Source organism: Egicoccus sp. AB-alg2 (assembly GCF_041821065.1).
Lineage (GTDB): Bacteria > Actinomycetota > Nitriliruptoria > Nitriliruptorales > Nitriliruptoraceae > Egicoccus.
Genome location: NZ_JBGUAX010000004.1, coordinates 336,676 through 356,686 on the forward strand (window position 1 = coordinate 336,676; position 20,011 = coordinate 356,686).

The 20,011-nt window shown below is 72.4% G+C and carries 15 protein-coding genes; 10 read left to right on the forward strand and 5 right to left on the reverse strand.

All coding sequences use genetic code 11. The features are described 5' to 3' along the window. The first annotated feature begins 25 nt into the window (after positions 1 to 25). The 4 genes from ACERM0_RS09130 (at position 26) to ACERM0_RS09145 (ending at position 5,647) form a co-directional block, all read left to right on the forward strand. The gene (locus ACERM0_RS09130) at positions 26 to 2,146 is read left to right on the forward strand and encodes a hydantoinase/oxoprolinase family protein (RefSeq protein ID WP_373678265.1); all 2,121 of its coding nucleotides are present in this window, start codon (positions 26 to 28) and stop codon (positions 2,144 to 2,146) included. Then, the gene (locus tag ACERM0_RS09135; protein WP_373678266.1) at positions 2,146 to 4,035 is read left to right on the forward strand and encodes a hydantoinase B/oxoprolinase family protein; all 1,890 of its coding nucleotides are present in this window, start codon (positions 2,146 to 2,148) and stop codon (positions 4,033 to 4,035) included. The genes ACERM0_RS09130 and ACERM0_RS09135 overlap by 1 nt, the downstream gene beginning before the upstream one ends. A gap of 100 nt (positions 4,036 to 4,135) precedes the next feature. Beyond that, on the forward strand, positions 4,136 to 4,447 hold the full coding sequence (locus ACERM0_RS09140; RefSeq protein ID WP_373678267.1) for a PspC domain-containing protein: 312 nt from the start codon (positions 4,136 to 4,138) through the stop codon (positions 4,445 to 4,447). Between the two features lie 39 nt (positions 4,448 to 4,486). Beyond that, complete coding sequence (locus tag ACERM0_RS09145; protein WP_373678268.1) at positions 4,487 to 5,647, forward strand: CaiB/BaiF CoA transferase family protein; 1,161 nt, start codon at positions 4,487 to 4,489, stop codon at positions 5,645 to 5,647. A gap of 14 nt (positions 5,648 to 5,661) precedes the next feature. On the opposite strand, the gene ACERM0_RS09150 is transcribed toward ACERM0_RS09145, so the two are convergent. Both ACERM0_RS09150 and ACERM0_RS09155 read right to left on the reverse strand, forming a co-directional pair. Further along, entirely contained in the window at positions 5,662 to 6,498 is an 837-nt protein-coding gene (locus ACERM0_RS09150; RefSeq protein WP_373678269.1) for a maleylpyruvate isomerase family mycothiol-dependent enzyme, read from the reverse strand. Positions 6,499 to 6,556: 58 nt separating this feature from the next. Further along, positions 6,557 to 7,378: an IclR family transcriptional regulator gene (locus ACERM0_RS09155; RefSeq protein WP_373678270.1), complete on the reverse strand. Its 822-nt coding sequence runs from the start codon at positions 7,376 to 7,378 to the stop codon at positions 6,557 to 6,559. Positions 7,379 to 7,486: 108 nt separating this feature from the next. On the opposite strand from ACERM0_RS09155, the gene ACERM0_RS09160 reads away from it, so the two are divergent. From ACERM0_RS09160 to ACERM0_RS09185, 6 genes are all read left to right on the forward strand, one after another. Then, positions 7,487 to 9,187, forward strand: a complete 1,701-nt coding sequence (locus ACERM0_RS09160) for a formate--tetrahydrofolate ligase (protein ID WP_373678271.1) — start codon at positions 7,487 to 7,489, stop codon at positions 9,185 to 9,187. Positions 9,188 to 9,189: 2 nt separating this feature from the next. Next, positions 9,190 to 9,750 carry a cyclodeaminase/cyclohydrolase family protein gene (locus tag ACERM0_RS09165; RefSeq protein ID WP_373678431.1) on the forward strand — a complete coding sequence of 187 codons (561 nt, stop codon included), beginning with the start codon at positions 9,190 to 9,192 and terminating at the stop codon, positions 9,748 to 9,750. 101 nt (positions 9,751 to 9,851) lie between these two features. Next, positions 9,852 to 10,568 carry a GntR family transcriptional regulator gene (locus ACERM0_RS09170; protein WP_373678272.1) on the forward strand — a complete coding sequence of 239 codons (717 nt, stop codon included), beginning with the start codon at positions 9,852 to 9,854 and terminating at the stop codon, positions 10,566 to 10,568. A 33-nt stretch (positions 10,569 to 10,601) separates the two neighbouring features. Beyond that, a complete protein-coding gene (locus ACERM0_RS09175) occupies positions 10,602 to 13,118 on the forward strand; it encodes an FAD-dependent oxidoreductase (RefSeq protein ID WP_373678273.1) in 2,517 nt (838 codons plus the stop codon). A gap of 20 nt (positions 13,119 to 13,138) precedes the next feature. Next, the gene (locus tag ACERM0_RS09180; RefSeq protein ID WP_373678274.1) at positions 13,139 to 13,903 is read left to right on the forward strand and encodes an electron transfer flavoprotein beta subunit/FixA family protein; all 765 of its coding nucleotides are present in this window, start codon (positions 13,139 to 13,141) and stop codon (positions 13,901 to 13,903) included. Further along, on the forward strand, positions 13,900 to 14,889 hold the full coding sequence (locus ACERM0_RS09185) for an electron transfer flavoprotein subunit alpha/FixB family protein (protein WP_373678275.1): 990 nt from the start codon (positions 13,900 to 13,902) through the stop codon (positions 14,887 to 14,889). The genes ACERM0_RS09180 and ACERM0_RS09185 overlap by 4 nt, the downstream gene beginning before the upstream one ends. 468 nt (positions 14,890 to 15,357) lie before the next feature. On the opposite strand, the gene ACERM0_RS09190 is transcribed toward ACERM0_RS09185, so the two are convergent. Genes ACERM0_RS09190 through ACERM0_RS09200 form a run of 3 tightly spaced genes read right to left on the reverse strand, consistent with a single transcriptional unit; the run spans position 15,358 to position 19,879 of the window. Next, positions 15,358 to 16,305 (reverse strand): NAD(P)-dependent alcohol dehydrogenase, encoded by a 948-nt coding sequence (locus ACERM0_RS09190; protein WP_373678276.1) that lies wholly within the window; start codon positions 16,303 to 16,305, stop codon positions 15,358 to 15,360. Between the two features lie 47 nt (positions 16,306 to 16,352). Continuing rightward, positions 16,353 to 19,190, reverse strand: a complete 2,838-nt coding sequence (locus ACERM0_RS09195) for an FtsX-like permease family protein (protein WP_373678277.1) — start codon at positions 19,188 to 19,190, stop codon at positions 16,353 to 16,355. Next, positions 19,187 to 19,879 (reverse strand): ABC transporter ATP-binding protein, encoded by a 693-nt coding sequence (locus ACERM0_RS09200; RefSeq protein WP_373678278.1) that lies wholly within the window; start codon positions 19,877 to 19,879, stop codon positions 19,187 to 19,189. The genes ACERM0_RS09195 and ACERM0_RS09200 overlap by 4 nt, the downstream gene beginning before the upstream one ends. Positions 19,880 to 20,011: the final 132 nt, after the last annotated feature.

The window sequence follows — 20,011 nt, forward strand, 5'->3', positions numbered from 1 at the left end:
CCGGCCGGACGAAGGAGCACAGCTCGTGAGACGCATCCGCATCGGCATCGACACCGGCGGCACCTTCACGGACGTCGTCGCGTTCGACGAGTCCACCGGCTCGCTGACCACGACGAAGACCCCGTCGACGCCCAGCGACCCGGGGGAGGGCTTCCTCAACGGGGTCGACAAGGTGCTCGGCCTGCTCGGCGCCGGCGGCGAGGAGGTCGCGGCCGTCTCGCACGGCACGACGGTGGCCACCAACGCCCTGCTCGAGGATCGCATCGAGCACATGGGGCTGATCACCACGACCGGCTACCGGTTCATCCTCGAGATCGCTCGCCAGTCCGTGCCCGACGGTTACGGCAACAGCTACTTCTGGGTGAAGCCCGACCGCATCGTCCCCGTCGACCGGGTCAAGGAGGTCGGCGGCCGGCTGGACGTCCGCGGCGAGGAGGTCGCCCCCTTCGACGAGGAGGACGCGGTCGCCGTCGCGCGCTGGTTCAGGGGCCGCGGCATCGAAACCATCGGGGTCTGCTTCCTGCACGCCTACGCCAACGACGTCCACGAGCGGCGCATGCTCGAGGTGCTGCAGCGGGAGCACCCGGACGCAGTCGTCTCGCTGTCCAGCGAGGTGCTGCGCGAGTACCGCGAGTACGAACGCACCGTCACGACGCTGGTCGACGCCTCGGTCAAACCGCGTGTCGGGCGCTACATCCGCGGGATCGCGCAGCGCCTGGACGCCTACACCACCGGCAACGGCGACGGCGGCGCCACCGAGGTCAGCGTCCCGTTCTACATCATGAAGTCCAACGGTGGGGTCATCAGCTCCAACGAGGTCGTGCACCAGCCGATCACGACCGTGCTGTCGGGTCCCGCCGCAGGTGCCCTGGGTGCCGCGCTGGTGGCGGGCGAGGCCGGCTACGACCGCATCCTCACCTGCGACGGCGGCGGGACCTCGACCGACGTGTCCGTGGTCCTCGGCGGCGAGCCGACGCTGACGACCGAGGGCTCGATCGGCCGCTTCCCGTCCAAGATCCCGATGATCGACATCGTGACCGTCGGGGCCGGCGGCGGCTCGATCGCCTGGATCAGCCCCGAGGGCAACCTCAAGGTCGGGCCGCGCTCCGCCGGCGCCGACCCGGGACCGCTGTGCTACGCCAAAGGCGGCACCGAACCGACCGTCACCGACGCGCACGTCTTCCTCGGGCGCATCCCGCCGCACCTGCTGGGCGGCGAGATCCCGCTCGACCGCGACGCCGCCCGGGCCGGCATCGAGCGGCTGGCCGGCGAGCTCGGCCTCAGCTCCGAGGACGCCGCCCGCGGCATCCTGGAGATCTCCGCCTGGAACCAGGCCAACGCCATCCGCCAGATCACGGTCAAACGTGGCCTGGACGTGCGCGAGTTCGCGATGGCCGCGTTCGGCGGCTCCGGGCCGCTGCTGGTCTGCCGGCTCATCGACATCCTCGGCCTGCAGGCCGTGGTCGTGCCGCTCGATCCCGGCAACCTGTCGGCCTTCGGCCTGCTCACGGTCGACGTGAAGAACGACTACGTGCAGACCCACGTGGTCCCGGACGCGAGCCTCGACCTCGACCAGATCGCCGCGGTCTACGGCGCCCTGGAGGAGCGGGCCGCCGACGCGCTGGACCGCGAGGGCTTCGACCCCGCCGACCATCGCTTCGTGCGCACCGCCGACCTGCGCTACGACGGGCAGGCCTTCGAGGTACGCGTGCCGGCCTCCGCCGGACCCGTCGACGCCGACTTCCAGCGCGCCGTCGTCGCCGCCTTCCACGACGAGCACGAACGCCTCTACGGCTACTGCTACCGCGACGAGCCGCGCCACGGCGTGGAGTGGGTGAACCTGCGCGTCAGCGGCGTCGGCCCGATCCAGCGGCCGAGCCTGCGGCGCCTGGAGCCGGGCGACGGCGACACCTCGGGGGCCCGCACCGGGACCCGCCCGGTCGTCTTCGGCGGTGACGCCGTCGACACCCCGATCTACGCCCGCGAGCGGCTGCGCGCCGGCGACCTCGTCGAGGGACCGGCGATCGTCGAGGAGTTCGGGTCCACGGTCCCGATCCACCCCGGCTTCTCCGCGCGCGTGGACGAACTGGCCAACCTCGTCGTCACCTCGGTGCACGCCGACACGACCGCCGAAGGAGCGCGGTGATGAGCAACCACGAACCGCTCGCACCCGAAGCCCCGCACGCCGCATCCAAGGGCGTCGACCCGATCGTGCTGGAGATCGTGCAGGGCACGCTCGCCTCGATCGAGAAGGAGGTCGAGGACGCGATCGGCCGGACGTCGCGCTCGCCGATGATCCGCGACGCGCACGACTACCGCGCCGGCATCCACGACGCGAAGCTGCGCAAACTCACGGGCCGGTCGTACTCCGCGCTGGTGCACCCGGTCGCGCGCGACTTCCCGCCGGAGACCATGCACCCGGGCGACGTCTTCTTCCACAACGACGTCTACCTCTCCGAGGGCGGCATCGGCCACCTGCCGGACCTGTGCGTCACCGTGCCGGTGTTCCACGAGGACCGCGTCGTCGCCTACGTGCAGGCCTTCGGCCACCACGACGACATCGGTGGTTGCGTGCCCGGCTCCATGCCCTCGGGCGCACGTAGCGTCTTCGAGGAAGGCTTGATGGTCCCGCCCATCAAGCTGTGGGACCGGGGCGTTCCCAACCGTGCCGCGCTCACCATCATGACCCGCAACTCGCGCATGCCCGACTCGCTGGCCGGTGACCTCGACGCGGAGTGCTCCGCCTGCCTGATGGGCTCGCGGCGCCTGTCCGAGCTGTTCGAGCGCTACGGCCTGGAGACCGTCGAGGCCTGCTTCGACGCGATCATCGCCAACAACGCGGAGACCTACCGGCGAGAGATCCTGCCCAAGATCCCCGAGGGGACCTACGTGTGGGAGGACTACGCGGAGCACGACGGCGTCGACGAACCGAAGCTGCACCGCCAGCGCATCACGCTGACCAAGGTGCCGGACAAGCTGATCATCGACTTCACCGGGACCTCGCCGCAGGCCAAGGGCCCGATCAACCACTGCGGCGACTACGCCGACGGCAACTTCCTCAAGAAGTGGCTCGGCCCGATCCTGCGCAACCTCGCCGACACGCCCGAGCGGATGGCGGAGCTCGACGTCAACGAGGGCATCGTGGACCTGATCGAGATGCGCTTCCCGGAGAAGGGCACCCTGCTCACGCCGATCTTCCCGGCGCCGACCAACGCCCGCACGTTCGTGATCCTGCGGCTGCTCGGCGTGCTCGCCGGGGTGTTGGCCAAGGCCACCGACGGGCGCATGCCCGCCGACCAGGAGACGATCCGCTACACGGGCGTCTACGGCCGGCGCGCCGACGGCAGCTCCTACCTCATGCGCGAGGTGCTCGGCGGCGGCTCGGGCGGGCGCTACTACAGCGACGGCGAGGACACGATCCACGTCGTGCCCGACTCGCGCAACCTGCCGACCGAGTTCACCGAGTCGCGCTTCCCGTTCCGGGTGGAGAAGCTCGGGCTGGCGGTCGACTCCGGCGGGCCCGGCCAGTTCCGCGGCGGGCTCGGCTACGACAAGTGGATCCGGATGCTCGAGCCGGCGTCGTTCATGTCGATCGCCGACCGCTCGATCCTGGCCTGCTGGGGGGTCAACGGCGGCCGCGCCGGCGCGCCGTTCCGGGTCACCGTCGACCCGGGCGGCCCCACCGAGCGCGAGCTCGAGGGCCTGGTCGACGACGAGCCGATCGCTGCCGGCGAGGTGATCCGGATCCGCACCACCGGCGGCGGTGGCTGGGGCGACCCCCTGGACCGCGACGTCGACCTGGTCGGCCGCGACGTGCTCTGGGGCAAGGTCAGCCGTGACGGTGCGCGGGAGGACTACGGCGTCGTGGTCACCGGCCCCGACGACGAGCCCGTGGTCGACCACGACGCCACCGTCGATCTGCGCGCCCGCCTGCGCGAGGAACGCGGCGAGCAGCCGGCGTTCTTCGACCGCGGCCCCGGCTACGCGCGGCTCGACCCGGACGGTCAGCCCTTCCCCGAGGTCGACCGGCGCTGACTCGGGGTCGGCACCGGGTACTCCCGGAGTGACCGTGGCCCGCGGACGGTGGATGCTCGTGATGTCGGACGAAACCGAGATCGCAGACAGGAGCACCACCGTGTCGCAGCAGCCGTCCTCCGGCGCCACCGGGTCCGTCCCGCCGGCCGCGCCGCAACCGCCGCGCCGCCTGTACCGCTCCCGCACCGACCGCGTGATCGGCGGCGTGTGCGGTGGGCTGGCGGCCTACTTCGACGTCGACCCGACCCTGGTCCGCGTGCTGGCCGTCGTCTCGCTCGTGCTGCCGGGCCCGCAGATCCTGGCCTACCTCGTGGCCTGGATCGTCATGCCCGAGGAGCCGTGGCAGCCCGCGCCCGCCCCGCAGACCCCGGTCGCCTCGCCGCCCGCGAACCCGCCGGCGGCCGACCACTAGGCTCGAACGACGCCGACGTCGCCCGGACCAGGAGCCCCCATGACCGAGCAGCGCACCGGACCCGGCCCCCTCGCGGGCATCCGCGTCGTCGACCTGTCCCGCGCCCTGTCGGGCCCGTACGCGAGCATGATGCTCGCCGATGCCGGTGCCGAGGTGATCAAGGTCGAGCGCCCGGGATCCGGAGACGACACCCGCGGGTGGGGGCCACCGTTCGTCGGCGACGACCAGGCGGAGTCGGCCTATTACCTGTCGATCAACCGCTCGAAGAAGTCCGTCACGCTGGACCTGAAGGACGCCGACGACCTGGCGCGTCTGCGTGCCCTGATCCAGGATGCGGACGTGCTGGTGGAGAACTTCCGCCCCGGCGTGATGGACCGTCTCGGGCTGGGTGAGCAGGCGCTGGCCGAGCTCAACGACCGGCTGGTGATCCTCTCGATCACCGGCTTCGGCGAGGGTGGTCCCGACGGACAGCGCTCCGGCTTCGACCAGATCATCCAGGGCGAGGCCGGCCTCATGGGGATCACGGGCCCGGTCGGGGGCCCGCCCACGAAGATGGGCGTGCCGATCACCGACATCCTGTCGGGGATGTTCGGTGCCTACGGCGTGGTGGCCGCCCTGCACGAACGTGAACGGACCGGCACGGGGCAACGCGTCACCACCTCGCTGCTGGCCTCGGCGGTGGCCGTGCACACCTTCCAGGGCACCCGCTGGACGCTGGCCGGCGAGGTCCCCGAGCCGGGCGGCAACCGCCATCCCACCATCGCGCCCTACGGCGCGTTCACCTGCGCCGACGGCTGGGTCAACGTCGCGGTCGGCTCGGAGGGGCTGTGGCAGCGGTTCGCGCCGGTCGCCGGTCTGGACGTCGACGACCCGCGTTACTCGACCAACCGTGACCGCGTCGCCAACTGGGACGAGCTGGAGGCGGAGATCAACGCCGTGCTGGCGAAGGACACCGTCGACGCCTGGATGGAGCGGTTCAACGAGGCCGGGGTGCCGGCCGGGCGTATCCGCACGATGGACCAGGTCTACGGCTGGGAACAGCTCGAGCACCTCGGCCTCGTCGACCGGGTCGCGCACCCGACCGCCGGCGACCTCGCGCTGCCGGGCGCGCCGGTGTCCTGGTCCCGATCGGGCCGCCGGCCCGCCACGCCGCCGCCGCTGCTGGGCGAGCACGACGACGAGGTCTTCGACGAGCACTGACGCACCCGGCCGGTTCAGAACAGCAGGCGTGTGCGCAGCAGTCCGGCGGCCTCGACCGGCGTGGCCTGCAAGGACACCGGTGTGCGTCCATCGGCGGCCCCGCCCACGTCAGCACGCCCGGACAGGACCCAGCAGAAGTCGAGCGCGTCCAGTTCGAGCTGCTGGGTCGCCGCGCCGTTCGTCACGCGCAACTCGACCGCGCCGGTGAGCGTGAGCAGGAGGGGCGCGCCGTGACGCTCCATCCACTCGCGTACGACGTCCTCCACGATGCGCCGGTCCAGGGTCGGTGCCTGGGGCCGTGGCCGGCCGGTGGCGCGGGCGACGTCGAGCGTGTGCATCCACACGTCGCGCGTGTAGATGACGTCCATCAGCCGTCCGAGCGCGAAGTGCGTCGGCATCCCGGCGGCCGTGGATCCCTGCGGCGCGATGGGCAGCCGCGCGCGTCGCAGCGGTGACGGCAGCCGCATCCGCCCCCGGACGGCGGCCGGCGCCAGCGCCCGCAGCCGCGCCAGCCGCTGCTGCGGGGACAGGTGCGCGTGCTCGCGGACCTGCAGCGCGTTCGTGGCGTCCAGGCCGTTGCCGTCGAACTCGTCGGCGTGCCGGCGGCCCCACCACTGCTGGCGCACCAGCTCCGGCACGGACGCGCAGGACCGCGCCGCACCGATCACGTGACCGACCAGGTCGGCCACGTTCCAGGCCCGGCACACGGTCGGTGCGCGCCACTCGTCGGGTTCGAGCTGCTCCAGCAGAGCCACGAGTTGCGTGTAGGCCGCTGCCGCCAGCTCGGGGGCGTCGGTGTCGCGGGCGACCCGGTCGAGGTCCCCGGCGGAGCGGGTCGTCTCCAGCGTCATCCTCTGCCCTCCGGCCGCGGGGCTCGTGGCGGCCTGGCGGCCCGGTCGCCGCGCCGGGCTACCGGCCCTGGGTGGCCAGGTCCCCGGTCGGTCCGAGCCAGCCCAATCGCCGCGAGACGGTGTCCGCGGTCTCGCGGACCAGCGCTCCCGCGTCCGCCAGTTGCCGCGGCTCGAGACGGTACTCCGGGCCCGAGGCGACGATCGCGGCGACCACGACGCCGTCCGGGTCGCGGACCGGTGCCGCCACCGCGTGCAGTCCCCGTTCGAGTTCGCCGATCGTCACCGCATAGCCGCGCGAACGCGCCCGCTCGAGGTCACGCCGCAGTTCGTCCGGATCGGTGATGGTCCGTTTCGTCCGTGCCTGGAGAGGCCGCCCCAGGACGTCCTGGCGCAGGTCCGCCGGCCCCCACGTGAGGAAGACCTTCCCGCTCGCGGTGGCGTGCAGCGGATGACGTTGCCCGATCCAGTCCACGGAGATCAGCGACGTGGAGAGGTCCGCCTGCACAATGCTGATGACCTCGCCCTCCTCGAGCACGGCGAGGTTCACCGGCTCGTCTAGCCGTTCGCTGAGCTGCTCGCAGGCCGGGCGGGCCACCTCGACCAGGTCGATCTCGCCACGGATGCCGGCCGCGAGCCGCGCCATGGCGAATCCGAGGCGGTACTTGTTGCTCGACGGGTCCTGCTCGACGATGCCGCGGGCCTCGAGCGTGGAGACGAGCCGGAACACGGTCGACTTGTGGACGTCCAGTTCCCGGGCGATCTCGGTGACGCCCGACCAGCCGTCACGGGCGAGGATCTCCATGATCGAGACGGCACGGTCGACCGACTGCACGGCAGCGGCCCGCCTCCGAGGGTCGCTCGCCGTTCCGTCGCTGGCCATGCCCGGCACCCTAGCGATCCTTGACCGCGTGGCGCGTGTGCCGCAGACTGTTGCGCATGACGAGAAACGTTGTCCATCGCGCAACTCGGTCGGTCGGCGCATGAACGCATGAGTCAGCCGAGCGACCTCGACATCGCCCGTCGGGCGCGGCTCGAGCCGCTGACCTCGATCGCCGCGCAGATGGGCATCGGCCCGCACCTGCTGGAGCACTACGGCGAGGGCGTGGCCAAGATCAAGCTGGCCGCGATCGAGGAGCTGGCGGACCGCCCGCGCGCGAAGTACGTGGTCGTTTCCGCCATCACCCCCACACCGCTGGGGGAGGGCAAGACCACCACGACCGTTGGCCTCGGGCAGGGGTTCACCCACGTCGGGCGGCGCGCCACGGTCGCGATCCGGCAGCCCTCCATGGGTCCGACGTTCGGTATCAAGGGCGGTGCCGCCGGTGGCGGTCACAGCCAGGTAGTACCGATGGAGCTGCTCAACCTCCACCTCACGGGCGACATGCACGCGGTCACCGCGGCCCACAACCTGCTGGCCGCGATGATCGACAACCACGTGCACCACAGCGACGACTTCTTCCACGTCGACCGTCACTCCATCACCTGGCGTCGGGTGCTGGACGTCAACGACCGGGCGCTGCGCAACATCATCACGGGCCTCGGCACCCGGACCGACGGGGTGATCCGCGAGACCGGCTTCGACATCACCGCGGCGTCCGAGGTCATGGCGGTGCTGGCGCTGGCGACCTCGCTGCGGGACCTGCGCGAGCGCATGGGTCGCATCGTGATCGGCGCCACCACCGAGGGCAAACCCATCACGGCCGAGGACCTCAAGGCCGCGGGCGCCATGACCGTGATCATGCGCGAGGCCATCAAGCCCAACCTGATGCAGACGCTGGAGCACACGCCGGTACTGGTCCACGCCGGCCCGTTCGGCAACATCGCCCACGGCAACTCGTCGGTCGTCGCCGACCTGATCGGCATCCACACCGGCGACTACCTCGTCACCGAGGCCGGCTTCGGCGCCGACATGGGCGCCGAACGGTTCTTCAACATCAAGTGTCGGACCTCCGGCCTGGAGCCGGACGCCGCGGTCCTCGTCACCACCGTCCGCGCCCTCAAGGCCCACTCGGGTCGCTACGAGATCGTGGCCGGGCGTCCCCTGCCCGACGCCCTGCTGCGCGAGGCGCCCGACGACGTCCACGCCGGGGCCGCCAACCTGCGCAAGCAGGTGGACAACATCCGTCTCCACGGGGTCCCGGCCGTCGTCGCCATCAACGCGTTCCCGACCGACCATCCCAGCGAGCACCAGGCGATCCGCGAGATCGCGCAGGAGCTGGGCGTGCGGGTGGCGGTGAGCACCCACTTCGCCGACGGTGGCCGCGGCGCCGCTGAACTGGCCGAGGCCGTGGCCGAGGCCGCCGACGAGCCCAGCGAGTTCCGCCTGCTGTATCCGGACCATGCCAGCCTGCGTCAGAAGATCGAGACGGTCGCGACCCGCGTGTACGGCGCGGACGGGGTCGCCTACGACCTGGCGGCCCAGCGTCAACTGGACCGCTACGAGGCCAACGGGTTCGGCGCCCTCCCGGTCTGCATCGCCAAGACGCACCTGTCGATCTCCTCGGACCCGCTGCTGAAGGGGGCGCCGAGCGGCTGGACGCTGCCGGTCCGTGAGGTCCGAGCCTCGGTGGGTGCCGGCTTCGTCTACCCCATCTGCGGTGACATGCGCACGATGCCGGGGCTGAGCTCGCACCCGGCCGCCCACCGCATCGACATCGACGCGAACGGCGAGATCGTGGGGCTGTCCTGAACCTGCGTGACCTCACCCTCGAGCGGTTCCTCGACCAGGTCGCGGCGCGCGAAGCCGCGCCGGCCGGTGGGGTCGTCGTCGCGACGACGATCGCCGCTGCGGCCGGGCTGGTGGCGATGGCCGCCCGCTTCGCCGACGACCTCGAGGACGGCCAGGAGCTCGCCGCCGCGGCCGACCGGACCCGCGACGAGTCGCTCGACCTCGGAGAGCAGGACGCCGTCGCCTATGGCGAGGTGCTGCGGGCTGCGCGTTCGGCGCAGGACGGGGACCGTCGTCAGCGCATCCGCGCGGCGCTGACGACCGCCGCCGAGGTGCCACTGGGCATGATCGCCCGCGCCCAGGACGTCGGTCGGCTCGCCGCGCGGCTCGCACGCGAGGGCAACCCCAACCTCCGGGGCGACGCCCTCACGGCGCTCACCCTCGCCGAGGCGGCGGCGCGCAGCGCCGCGCTGCTGGTCCGGCTCAACGTCGAGGCGGGGGCCCTGGACCCCGACCTGCTGTCCCGGGCATGGGGCGGCTGCCGCGACCTGGCTGCCGAGCTCGACGGGGCTCTGGGGGAGTAGAACGCCGGATCGTGTTGCGGAACACGGAACGGTTCTGGCATACGCATTGACGACGCACGGATATATCTCTACCGTCGGCAACGGAGGGGATCGGAGTGCCCGTGACCACCGATGCCGCGTCACCGCTCGTCACGGGCGCGCCGGCGTCCCTGGACCGACTCACTGTCCTGGTCCCCGAAGACGCCGCGACGGCGTCGCTGAGCGAGCAGGCGTACTACGTCCTTCGCGACCGGATCGTGACGCTGCAGCTGGCGCCGGGCACGCTCGTCAACGAGCGCACGCTGATGGCCGAGACCGGATTCGGGCGCACGCCGATCCGTGAGGCGCTGCGACGACTGGCCGACGAGGACCTCGTGGAGGTCCACCCCCGCCGGGCGATCCACGTCACCCCGGTCGACGTCGGAGACCTGCGCGCCATCTCCGAGCTCCGGGTCGAGCTCGAGGGGTTCGTCGCACGGCTGGCCGCCCGACGCGGCAACGAACGCGACCGCACCGATCTCGCGCGCCTGCTGGAGGAGACGTCGGGAACCGACGGCGCCGCCGCGCAGCGGGACCTGATCGAACTCGACCAGCGGATCCATCGGGTGATCCGCCGGGCGGCGCACAACCCGTTCCTGGAGGCGGCCCTCGACCGCAGTTACGTGCTGGCGCTGCGGCTGTGGTTCCTCGCCCTCGACCGGGTTCCACGCCTCGAGGACGCCGTCCACGAGCACGAGCAGTTGCTGCGGGCCATCCTGGCGGGCGAGGCCGACGCCGCCGAGGCGATCGCGCGCGACCACGTCGCCGGGTTCGAGCACCAGATCCGTCAGCTGTTGTGACCGGCGCCCCACGGGGGCAGGAGGTGGCAGACCGTGGCCGAGCTCCCGGAGCAGGCGCACGTCGTCGTGATCGGTGCGGGCATCGTCGGCAACTCGCTGGTCGGGCATCTCGCCGACCTCGGGTGGCGGAATCTGCTGCTCGTGGACAAAGGGCCGTTGCCCGACCCGGGCGGGTCGACGGGCCACGCGTCGAACTTCATCTTCCCGGTCGATCACGGCAAGGAACTGGCGCTGCTCACGCTCGACTCCCAGCGCCAGTACGAACAGCTGGGCGTGCAGACCACCTGTGGAGGGATCGAGGTCGCCCGGACGCCGGAACGCATGGAGGAGCTACGCCGCCGGATGGCCTCGGCGCGGGTCTGGGGGGTCGACGCCGAGCTGATCGGGCCCAAGGAGGTCGGCGAACTGGTCCCGTTCGTCGACACCGACATCCTTCTCGGCGGCTTCTACACGCCGTCGGTGTCGGTCGTCGACTCGCTCCAGGCGGGCACGATCATGCGGCAGCGCGCGATCGACGCCGGTGCCCTGCAGGTGTCGCCGTGGACCGAGGTGTCGGGCGTCGACGTCGAACGGGGCCGCGTGACGGCCGTGCGCACCGACAAGGGCACGGTGCGATGCGAGCTGGTCGTGATCGCCTGCGGCGTGTGGAGCCCGCGGATCGCGGCGATGGCCGGGGCCAGCATCCCGCTCACGCCGGCGGTGCACCAGATGATCGACGTCGGACCGATCCCGCTGCTCGAGCAGACGCGCGCGGAGATTGCCTTTCCGATCGTCCGCGACGTCGACACCAACATGTACGAGCGCCAGAACGGCGGCGACATGGAGGTGGGCTCCTACGCGCACCGGCCGATCCTGCACTGGCCGGACGAGATCCCCTCGATCGAGCAGGCGGCGCTGTCGCCGACGCAGCTGCCGTTCACGGCCGAGGACTTCGACCCGCAGATGGAGGACGCGCTCGCGCTGATGCCGACGCTGCTGGACACCCCGGGTGCCGGCATCAAGCACGCCATCAACGGGCTGCTCTCGCTGACCCCGGACGGCTCGCCGCTGCTGGGCGAGACGCCGGAGGTGAAGGGGCTGTGGTCGGCGGCGGCCGTCTGGATCAAGGAAGGTCCCGGGGTCGGGCGGGCGCTGGCCGAGTGGATGACGCAGGGACAGCCGGAGCTCGACCTCCACGGCGCCGACATCGCCCGGTTCACGCCCAACCGCCGGACCCCGACCCACGTCCGCGCCCGCGCCGCGGAGGGCTTCAACAAGACCTACGGGATCGTGCATCCCCGCGAGCAGTGGGCGTCGGACCGTGGCAGCCGGCTCGCGCCCTTCCACCGACGTACCGAGGCGCTGGGCGCCGTCTACTTCGAGGCCGGCGGGTGGGAACGCCCGCAGTGGTACGCGTCCAACGAGCACCTGCTCGACGAGTTCGGCGACCGCGTCACCCGCCGCGAGCACGAGTGGGACGCCCGCTGGTGGTCACCGATCATCGACGCCGAGCACCTGGCGCTGCGCGAACGCGTGGCGATGATCGACCTCACGGCCTTCACGATCTTCGAGGTCACGGGACCGGGCGCGCTCGACTACCTGCAGTACCTGACGGTCGCCAACCTGGACCGCCCGGTCGGCCGCATCGTCTACACGCCCGTGCTGACCTCCAACGGCGGCTTCCGCAGCGACCTCACGATCGTCAGGCTCGGCTGGGACCACTTCCGCATCATCACGGGCGGTGCCGACCGGGGGCGCGACCTGAAGTGGTTCCGTGACCACCTGCCCGCCGACGGCTCGGCGCACCTGGTGGACGCGACCGGGGCCTGGACCACGATCGGGGTGTGGGGGCCACAGGCACGCGCGATGGTTTCCAGCATCACGAACGCCGACGTGTCGAACGAGGGCTTCCCCTTCGGCGCCGCGCGCTGGGTCGACCTCAACGGCGTGCAGACCCTGATGGTGCGCATCTCCTACGTCGGCGACCTCGGCTGGGAGCTGCACGCGCCGATCGAACAGGGCGAACGGCTGTGGGACACGCTGTGGGAGGCGGGCCAGCCGTTCGGGGTCGTGCCCGCCGGCGCCGGCGTGTACGGCACGACGGGACGGCTGGAGAAGGGCTACCGGCTCGTGGGCGCCGAACTGGAGGCAGAGTACGACCCGGTCGAGGCCGGGCTCGCCCTGCCGAAGGTCAAGGACGCCGACTTCGTCGGCAAGCAGGCCTACCTGGCCGCGCGCGAACGGGAACCGGTCGCGGTGCTGTGCACGCTGACCGTCGAGGACCACGTCTCGGCGTCGGGGATGCGCCGCCATCCCCAGGGCGGCGAGCCGATCCTGACGCTCGGTGGCGGCCGGATCGTGGACCGGCGCGGCCGCCCGTCACGGGTCACGTCGACGGGCTCGGGACCGTCGGTGGGCAAACAGTTGATCCTCGCGTACCTGCCACCGGAGCACGCGGCGGTCGGCACCGACCTGCTGGTCGAGTACATGGGCGAGCGGTATCCCGTGAAGGTCGCCGTCGCGGGCCGCACGCCGCTGTTCGATCCCGAAGACGCGCGCATGAAGGCGTGACCCGGGGAGGAACCCACACGATGAGGATCCTGGTGTGCGTCAAGCGAGTGCCGGCCCCCGGGGCCAGGATCGTGCTGAGCGAGGACGGCACGGCGATCGACGACCGGCATCTCGCCTACACCGTCAGCCCGCACGAGGAGTGCGCCGTCGAGGAGGCCGTGCGGCTGGCCGCCGAGCACGGCGGCAGTTCGACCGTGCTCACGCTCGGTCCGCCCGCCGCCGAGGAACAACTGCGCACGGGGATTTCGATGGGGATCGACCACGCGGTGCTGCTGCCGACCGAGGAACCCGAATGGGATCCGCGGGCGGTGGCCACCGCGATCGCCGAGGCCGTCCGGCTCCTCGAGGCGGAGGGCGGCACGTTCGACCTCGTGCTCTTCGGCAACGAGTCCGCGGACGCCGCGAACTACCAGGTCGGCATCCGCGTGGCGACGGTGCTGGGCCGCCCCGTGGTCGGTGGCGTGAAGCGGATCGAGCTGACCGCGGCCGGGGCGGCCTTCCACCGGGGCGTGAGCGACGGGTTCGAGCGCTGCGACGTCCCGCTGCCGGCGATCGCCGCGGTCAAGGAGGGCATCAACGTGCCGCGCTACCCGGCCATGCGCGGGCGACTGCTGGCCCGGAAAGCGGAGATCCGCCGGTTGGCGCCGACGCGGCGGCCCGACGCGCTACGGCTGGTGCGACTCCGGCAGCCGGTCCAGGCCGAGACGACGACCGTCGTGCTGGGCGCCGGCGCCGAGGCGGCGCCGGCGGTCGCGACGCTGCTGGAGGAGGTGGGGTTGCTGTGAGTGGGGTGCTGGCGCTGCTCGACCTCGATCGGGAGGGGCTCGCCGCCGGTCCGACCGAGCGGCTGCTGACCTTCGCCCGCCGGGTCGCCGAGGCGGACGGCGTGCCGCTGGAGGCGGTCATGATCGGCGCCCTGGACGGGCGCGGGCCCGCGATCCTGGCCGCGCAGGGGGTCGAGGTGGTGCACGTGGTCGACGCCCCGCTGCTGGCCGACTATGCGCCGGCGGCCTGGGCTGCGGCGGTCGTGCAGGTCCTGGGTGCCAGCGCGGCGCGGGTGCTGCTCGCCCCGGCCAGCGCCCGCGGCAACGAGGTGCTCGCGCACCTCGCCGCCCGCACCGACCTGCCGATGGCCGCCAACGTCGTCGCGTTGCAGCCGGCCGCCGACGGCTGGGAGCTGACGCGGCACCGGTGGGGCGGGATCCTGCTCGAGGACGCCCACCTCGCCGCGGAGGTCGCGCTGGCCACGGTGGTCGCGCACACGGTCACCGCCGAGCCGGCCGCGTCCCCCGGTTCGGCCGAGGTGCGGGCGACCACCCCGGAGCTGACCGACGAGTTGACGGTGGGACGGGTCCGTGAGCACGTCCGCCGCACGGCCGGGGTCGGTCTCGCGACCGCGTCGGTCGTGGTCGCCGGCGGCCGAGGGGTCGGCAGCGCCGAGGGGTTCGCCGCCCTGGAGGAGCTGGCCGAGCTGCTCGGCGGCGCGGTCGGCTGCTCGCGTGTCGCGACCAACAACGGCTGGCGCTCGCACAACGACCAGGTCGGCCAGACCGGCACCCGGGTCGCCCCCGACCTCTACATCGCGCTGGGCATCAGCGGTGCGACCCAGCACTGGGTCGGTTGCATGGCTGCCAAGCGCATCCTGGCGGTCAACACCGATCCGGACGCGCCAATGGTGACGCGCGCCGATTACGCGGTGATCGGCGACCTCCACCCCTTCGTGGCCGCGCTGGTCGAGGAGGTCCGCAAGCGCAAGTCGGTGCCGGTTTGAACCGCCGGGACCCGTGTGCTCGCGTCGCTTCGGCGGGGACGCCGCGGCGGTCGTGGACCGGGCCCCAACCGACGCAGGCGGGCGGAAGATCCGGCATTCGAGTTGTTGGTGCCGCGGCTCGTCGCGGACGAGCTCGTGGAAGCGGATGCCGCTGGGTGCGTGACCGCGCCGCTCGTGGAAGGTGCGCGCGGGGGCGGTGGTTGTCGGAGGTGATCTCGGGCCGCCATGCGCCGGCGTCGAAGGCCCAGGTCTCGAACTCGGTCACCAGGCGTGAGCCCACGCCCATACCCGCGGCCTCCCTCCTGCGTCAGGTCACGAGGGCGCGGGCGACGAGCGCGAACCGTTCGTCACGTACCCGACGGCCCCCACAGCTGGGGGACGTCGCTGAGGTCGTGCACGGTGAGCGTGTCGACCAGCGGTGCCACCACGGCAGTCAGGGTGCATGCAGGGCGGGGCTCGCGGCGGTGGTTACGGACGGAGGATGACGTTGCCGACCTTGCGTCCGCTGTCGACGCGCTGGTGAGCCTCGACGACGTCGTCCAGCCCGTAGGTGCGGTCGTTCACGACGGTGAGTGCACCTTCGGCGACCAGTTGCAGTAGGAACCGGAAGTCGTCCGTGCGCTCGGGTGAGGTGCCGGTGACGACCTGGCCGCGGGCGCGGATCGTGTCGCCGAGGTTCGCCACGGCGAGCAGCAGCATCCCGTTCGTGCGCAGCAAGCGCCGTGCGGCGGTGACGGGCAGGTTGCCGACCGTGTCGAGCACCACGTCGAAGCGCTCGGTCGTCGCGAGCAGGTTCTGCCGTGTGTGGTCGATGAGGTGGTCGGCTCCGAGTTCACCCACCAGGGTCAGGTTCGGGGTGCTGGTGACACCGGTGACCGTCGCACCGAGGTGTTTCGCGAGCTGGACGGCGTTGGTGCCGATCGCCCCGGAAGCGCCGTTGACGAGCACGGTGGTGCCGGGCCGCACGGCTGCCTTGTCGCGCAGGAAGAACGACGCGGTGGTGCCTCCGAACAGCACTCCGGCCGCGTCGTCGTGGCTGACCGCTGGAGGCTTGGCCACGAGCCGGCTTGCGGGGACGGCCACGTACTGCGCGTGTGCGCCCATCGCGAGGCCGCTCATGCCGCACACCTCGTCGCCAGGCATGAAGCCCTGCACGCCGGGACCGACCGCTTCGACCGCTCCGGAGACGCAGCTGCCCAGGATCGGGCGGCGAGGCCGGCGCACACCGAACACCAGCCGGGCGGGTAGCCCGAACCCATCAGGGAACCGCGCACCGCGGACACGCGAGTCCGCCGAGGTCACCGCTGCCGCTCGGATGCGAACCAGCACCTGACCGGTCCGCGGAGCGGGGCGTGGGACCTCGAGGACGCGAACGACCTCGGGTGGGCCGTATGCGTCGATGACCGCTGCCTGCATCGTTCGTCCTTCGCTGAGAGTCACACGTGGAAGCCAGAGTGGTGCCGTCACCCAGTCGTGCGCAGTGCCGTCGCAGGTTGGATCGCGGCGGCGCGCGACGCGGGCCATGCGGTGGCCGCGAGGGCCGCGGCCAGCGGTAGGGCGATGATGAGCAGCAGTGCAGCCCATGGGGTGTGGAAGGGCAGCTGCCCGTCGCCGAACGCCTCCGCGCCGGCCAGCAGCTGCCGCGTGGTGAGCAGTCCGAGCACGACGCCGATGGCCGTGCCCTGCACGGCGATCATCCCGGCCTCGATGAGCAGCGCGGCACGCACCGTCCGCGATGGGACGCCCATCGCGCGCAGCATGCCGATGGCTCGGCGTCGCTCGCGAACCGCGCGGACCATCACGACGGCGAGGCCGGAGATCCCCACGAGAAGCCCCGACGCGAGGAAGCCCTGCACGAGCGCCATGAACCCCAGCTGCTGGCGCACTCCAGCGGTCACCAGGGTCGCGAAGCTCACCGCCTCGGCGCCGTTGGGTAGGAACGCCGAGTCCACCGCGGCGGCGACGACCTCCGCGTCAGCGCCGTCGGCCACAGCGAGGTAGCTGCGGGAGTCAGCGCCGCGGTCGCCGAGCACCTCGTCAGCCGTGCTGCGGCTGACGAGCGCGCCGTTGCCGAGCCAGTCGATGTCTGCGAGCGCAGCTATCCGCAGCTCGCGCTGCTGCCCGTCGGCCCCGACGACGGTGAACGTGTCACCCACGCCGAGCGCCGCGGTGCCCATCGTGGTCACGAGGAAGCCCTCCGGCACGATCACCAGCTCCGGGTCGTCCAGCACCGCACGGAACACCTCGGTGTCGGTGGCGTAGGCGGGATCGCGGCGGAACAGTGCGGGCGTGCCCCGCTCGAGGAGCCCGGCATCGATGCCGGTGAGCGGCGCGGGCAGCGCGCCCGGCAGGTGCGGGGCCTCGAAGGCGGCGACGCCGCGCGTGAAGCTGGTGACAGCCGCGACGTCCTCGCGGGCGAGCAGGTCATCGGCTGCCACGGGATCGGCGGGGCTGCTGTCGAGTAGCACGTCCCAGCCTGCAGCAACGTCGGCGACCATGTCGTCGATCGTGCGCTCGAAGGTCGCGGTGACGGCCGAGATGATCGTCACGGTGAACAGGACGAGGGAGAACATCGCGAGCAGCATCCCGGTGCGGAAGCGGCGCGCCAGCGGGTAGGCGACGCCGAGCCGCGTGGCGAGCCCTCGCCGGCCGCCGAGCCGGTCGAGCAGCAGGCTCCACACGCCGTCCAGGGCGACGGCCATCGCCACCGCACCCGCGGTGAGCACGACACCCTGGGTGACGAAGGCCGCATCGTCGAGACCGCCCATGATGTCGGGGAACAGCGGCAGCGCACCGAGCCCCCAGCCGAGGACGGCCCCGGCGACGAGCAGCCGCGCGACCCGCTCGGGTAGCACCCGGCGCAGGAGCGGACCCGCCGAGAACGCTGCGGCAGGGACGCCGAGCAGCAGGGCGACCGGATCCTCGCTGAGATAGCCGAGGACGCCGACGGCGGCGCCGAGCAGCACGCCGAGGCCGCCGAGCACGAGCGTGGACCGGCGCAGCCGGACCGCCCGCGGCTCGGGCAGCTCACGGATGGCACGGATCACGTTGAGCCGGGCGATGCGCACGCTGGTGAGCCAGATCGTGGTCAACGAGATGACGAGGCCGGCGAGGGCGCCGACGGCGAGGCTCGTCGGCTCGACCACCAGCGGCAGGTCCAGGCTGCGGCCAGGCTGCGCGAACAGCCCGCCCGCGGCCAGCGCCACGAGCCAGCCGACACCGACGCCGGCGAGTGCGCCCAGCACGGCGGCGGGCAGGGCGTACAGCGCCCCTTCGATGGCGAACGTGCGCGACAGCCGCCGGCGGGTGAAGCCGAGCGCGCGGAGCATCCCGAGCTCCGCTCGGCGCTCCTCGGCGAGCATGACGAACAGGTTGACGAGCAGCAGGATCCCGGCGAGGACGCTGAACGCGCCCACGGTGGTGAACAGCTGGGTGATCGCGGCGCCGTCACGGCGGGCGGCGTCGATGATCGTGGCCTTCTCCGCGGTGACCTCCACGGGGTCGCCCGGCAGCGCGGCAACGGCGGCACGCACCTGCGCGGCGGCATCGTCAGTGGCGTCCCTCGTGTCGAGGACCCCGCCGGACAGTGAGATGAGCAGGTGCTCACGTGGCGGCTCGCCGGCGGCGACGTCGACCGCGAGGCGGGCGATCGTGCCAGGCGCCACGACCGCGCCGCCGTGGCCGGCCAGGCCGACCTCGTCGCGGACGTCGGCGACGGTCAGGTCGACCGTCGATCCGTAGGCGTGCAGGCGCACGACGTCCCCGACGGTGACGTCGAGCCGATCGGCCACGGCGGTGTTGACCAGCAACGCGTCGCCGGCGACCGCAGGTGCGTCGGCGAGGCCCGTGATGGCGGGTTGGCTGCCGAAGCCGCGGGCCGCGTCCAGGTCGACCTCGAGGAGGCGAACCCGCGGTGCGGCCGTGCTCCCGTCTGCGGCGGCGATCGTCGCCGTCGCGGTGACGGCCGGCAGGACGTCCTCGATCGCGGGGATGGCGGCCTGGTCGATGGCGGCGCGGACCGGCGCGGTGCTCGTGCCGGCGGGCACGGTGACGGTGAGGTCGATGGGGCCGTGCTGGGTCCGCGCGACGTCGGTGAGGGAGCCTTCGAGGACGTCGCCGACGACCAGCGAGGAGGTGATGATCGCGGTGCCGAGCAGGGCTCCGCCGACGACGAGCAGTGCCTCTGACGGCCGGCGGCGGATGTTGCGGACGGCCAGCGCGGCGAGTGTGCGCTGGCGCGCAGCAGCGAACGCGAGCGGCGCCAGGAGCGCTGCGGCGAGGGCGGTGAGGACGGCGGTCATGCACTCACCTCGGCGGTCGCGGTGGCGCTGGCGTCGGGCGCGCCGTCGAAGACGACGCGGCCGTCGCGGACCTCGACGAGGCGCTGTCCCGTCCGGCCGAGCGTCTCGTCATGGGTGACGACGACGAGGGCCTGGCCGGCGGCGTGGACCTCGCGGAGCAGGTCGACGACTCCAGCGGCCGTGCGACTGTCGAGGGCACCGGTCGGCTCGTCGGCCCACACGAGGGCGGGCTCGGCGACGAGCGCGCGAGCGACGGTGACGCGCTGCTGCTCGCCACCGGAGAGCTCACCGGGTCGGTGGCCACCACGGTCGGCCAGGCCGACCCGGGCGAGCATGTCGGCCGCCCGCTTGCGGGCCTGCGTCGGCGACGCGCCGGTGAGGAGCAGGGGCAGTTCGACGTTCTCGGCGGCGGACAGCACGGGGATGAGGTTGAACGCCTGGAAGATGAACCCCATGCGTCGTGCCCGGTGGCGGGTGCGGTCGGCGTCGGACATCGCGAACAGGTCGACGCCGTCGACGGAGACGGTGCCGGCGTCGATGTCGTCGAGACCCGACAGGCAGTTGAGCAGCGTCGTCTTGCCGTTGCCGGAGGGACCCATGACCATCACGAGCTCGCCAGGGTGGACGTCGAGGTCGATACCCAGCAGCGCGTGCACGTCCTCGCCGCCGGTCCGGTAGGTCTTCGCCACGCCGCGAGCGGACAAGATGGGTGCGGGCGAGGTCGTCCTGCCGGCAGTTCGGGCCGGGTCGCGCCGGGTGGTGCGCATCGTGTCGTTCCTCTCGTCGGGCGACGTCGCGGCGGATGGCGACGGCATGCACCG

Excerpts from the sequence above, each read along its gene's own strand:
- ACERM0_RS09180 (WP_373678274.1), top strand. The coding sequence starts at position 13,139 with ATGAGGATCCTGGTGTGCGTCAAGCGAGTGCCGGCCCCCGGGGCCAGG.
- ACERM0_RS09195 (WP_373678277.1), bottom strand. The coding sequence starts at position 19,190 with ATGACCGCCGTCCTCACCGCCCTCGCCGCAGCGCTCCTGGCGCCGCTC.
- ACERM0_RS09135 (WP_373678266.1), top strand. The coding sequence starts at position 2,146 with ATGAGCAACCACGAACCGCTCGCACCCGAAGCCCCGCACGCCGCATCC.
- ACERM0_RS09145 (WP_373678268.1), top strand. The coding sequence starts at position 4,487 with ATGACCGAGCAGCGCACCGGACCCGGCCCCCTCGCGGGCATCCGCGTC.
- ACERM0_RS09155 (WP_373678270.1), bottom strand. The coding sequence starts at position 7,378 with ATGGCCAGCGACGGAACGGCGAGCGACCCTCGGAGGCGGGCCGCTGCC.
- ACERM0_RS09160 (WP_373678271.1), top strand. The coding sequence starts at position 7,487 with ATGAGTCAGCCGAGCGACCTCGACATCGCCCGTCGGGCGCGGCTCGAG.
- ACERM0_RS09150 (WP_373678269.1), bottom strand. The coding sequence starts at position 6,498 with ATGACGCTGGAGACGACCCGCTCCGCCGGGGACCTCGACCGGGTCGCC.
- ACERM0_RS09190 (WP_373678276.1), bottom strand. The coding sequence starts at position 16,305 with ATGCAGGCAGCGGTCATCGACGCATACGGCCCACCCGAGGTCGTTCGC.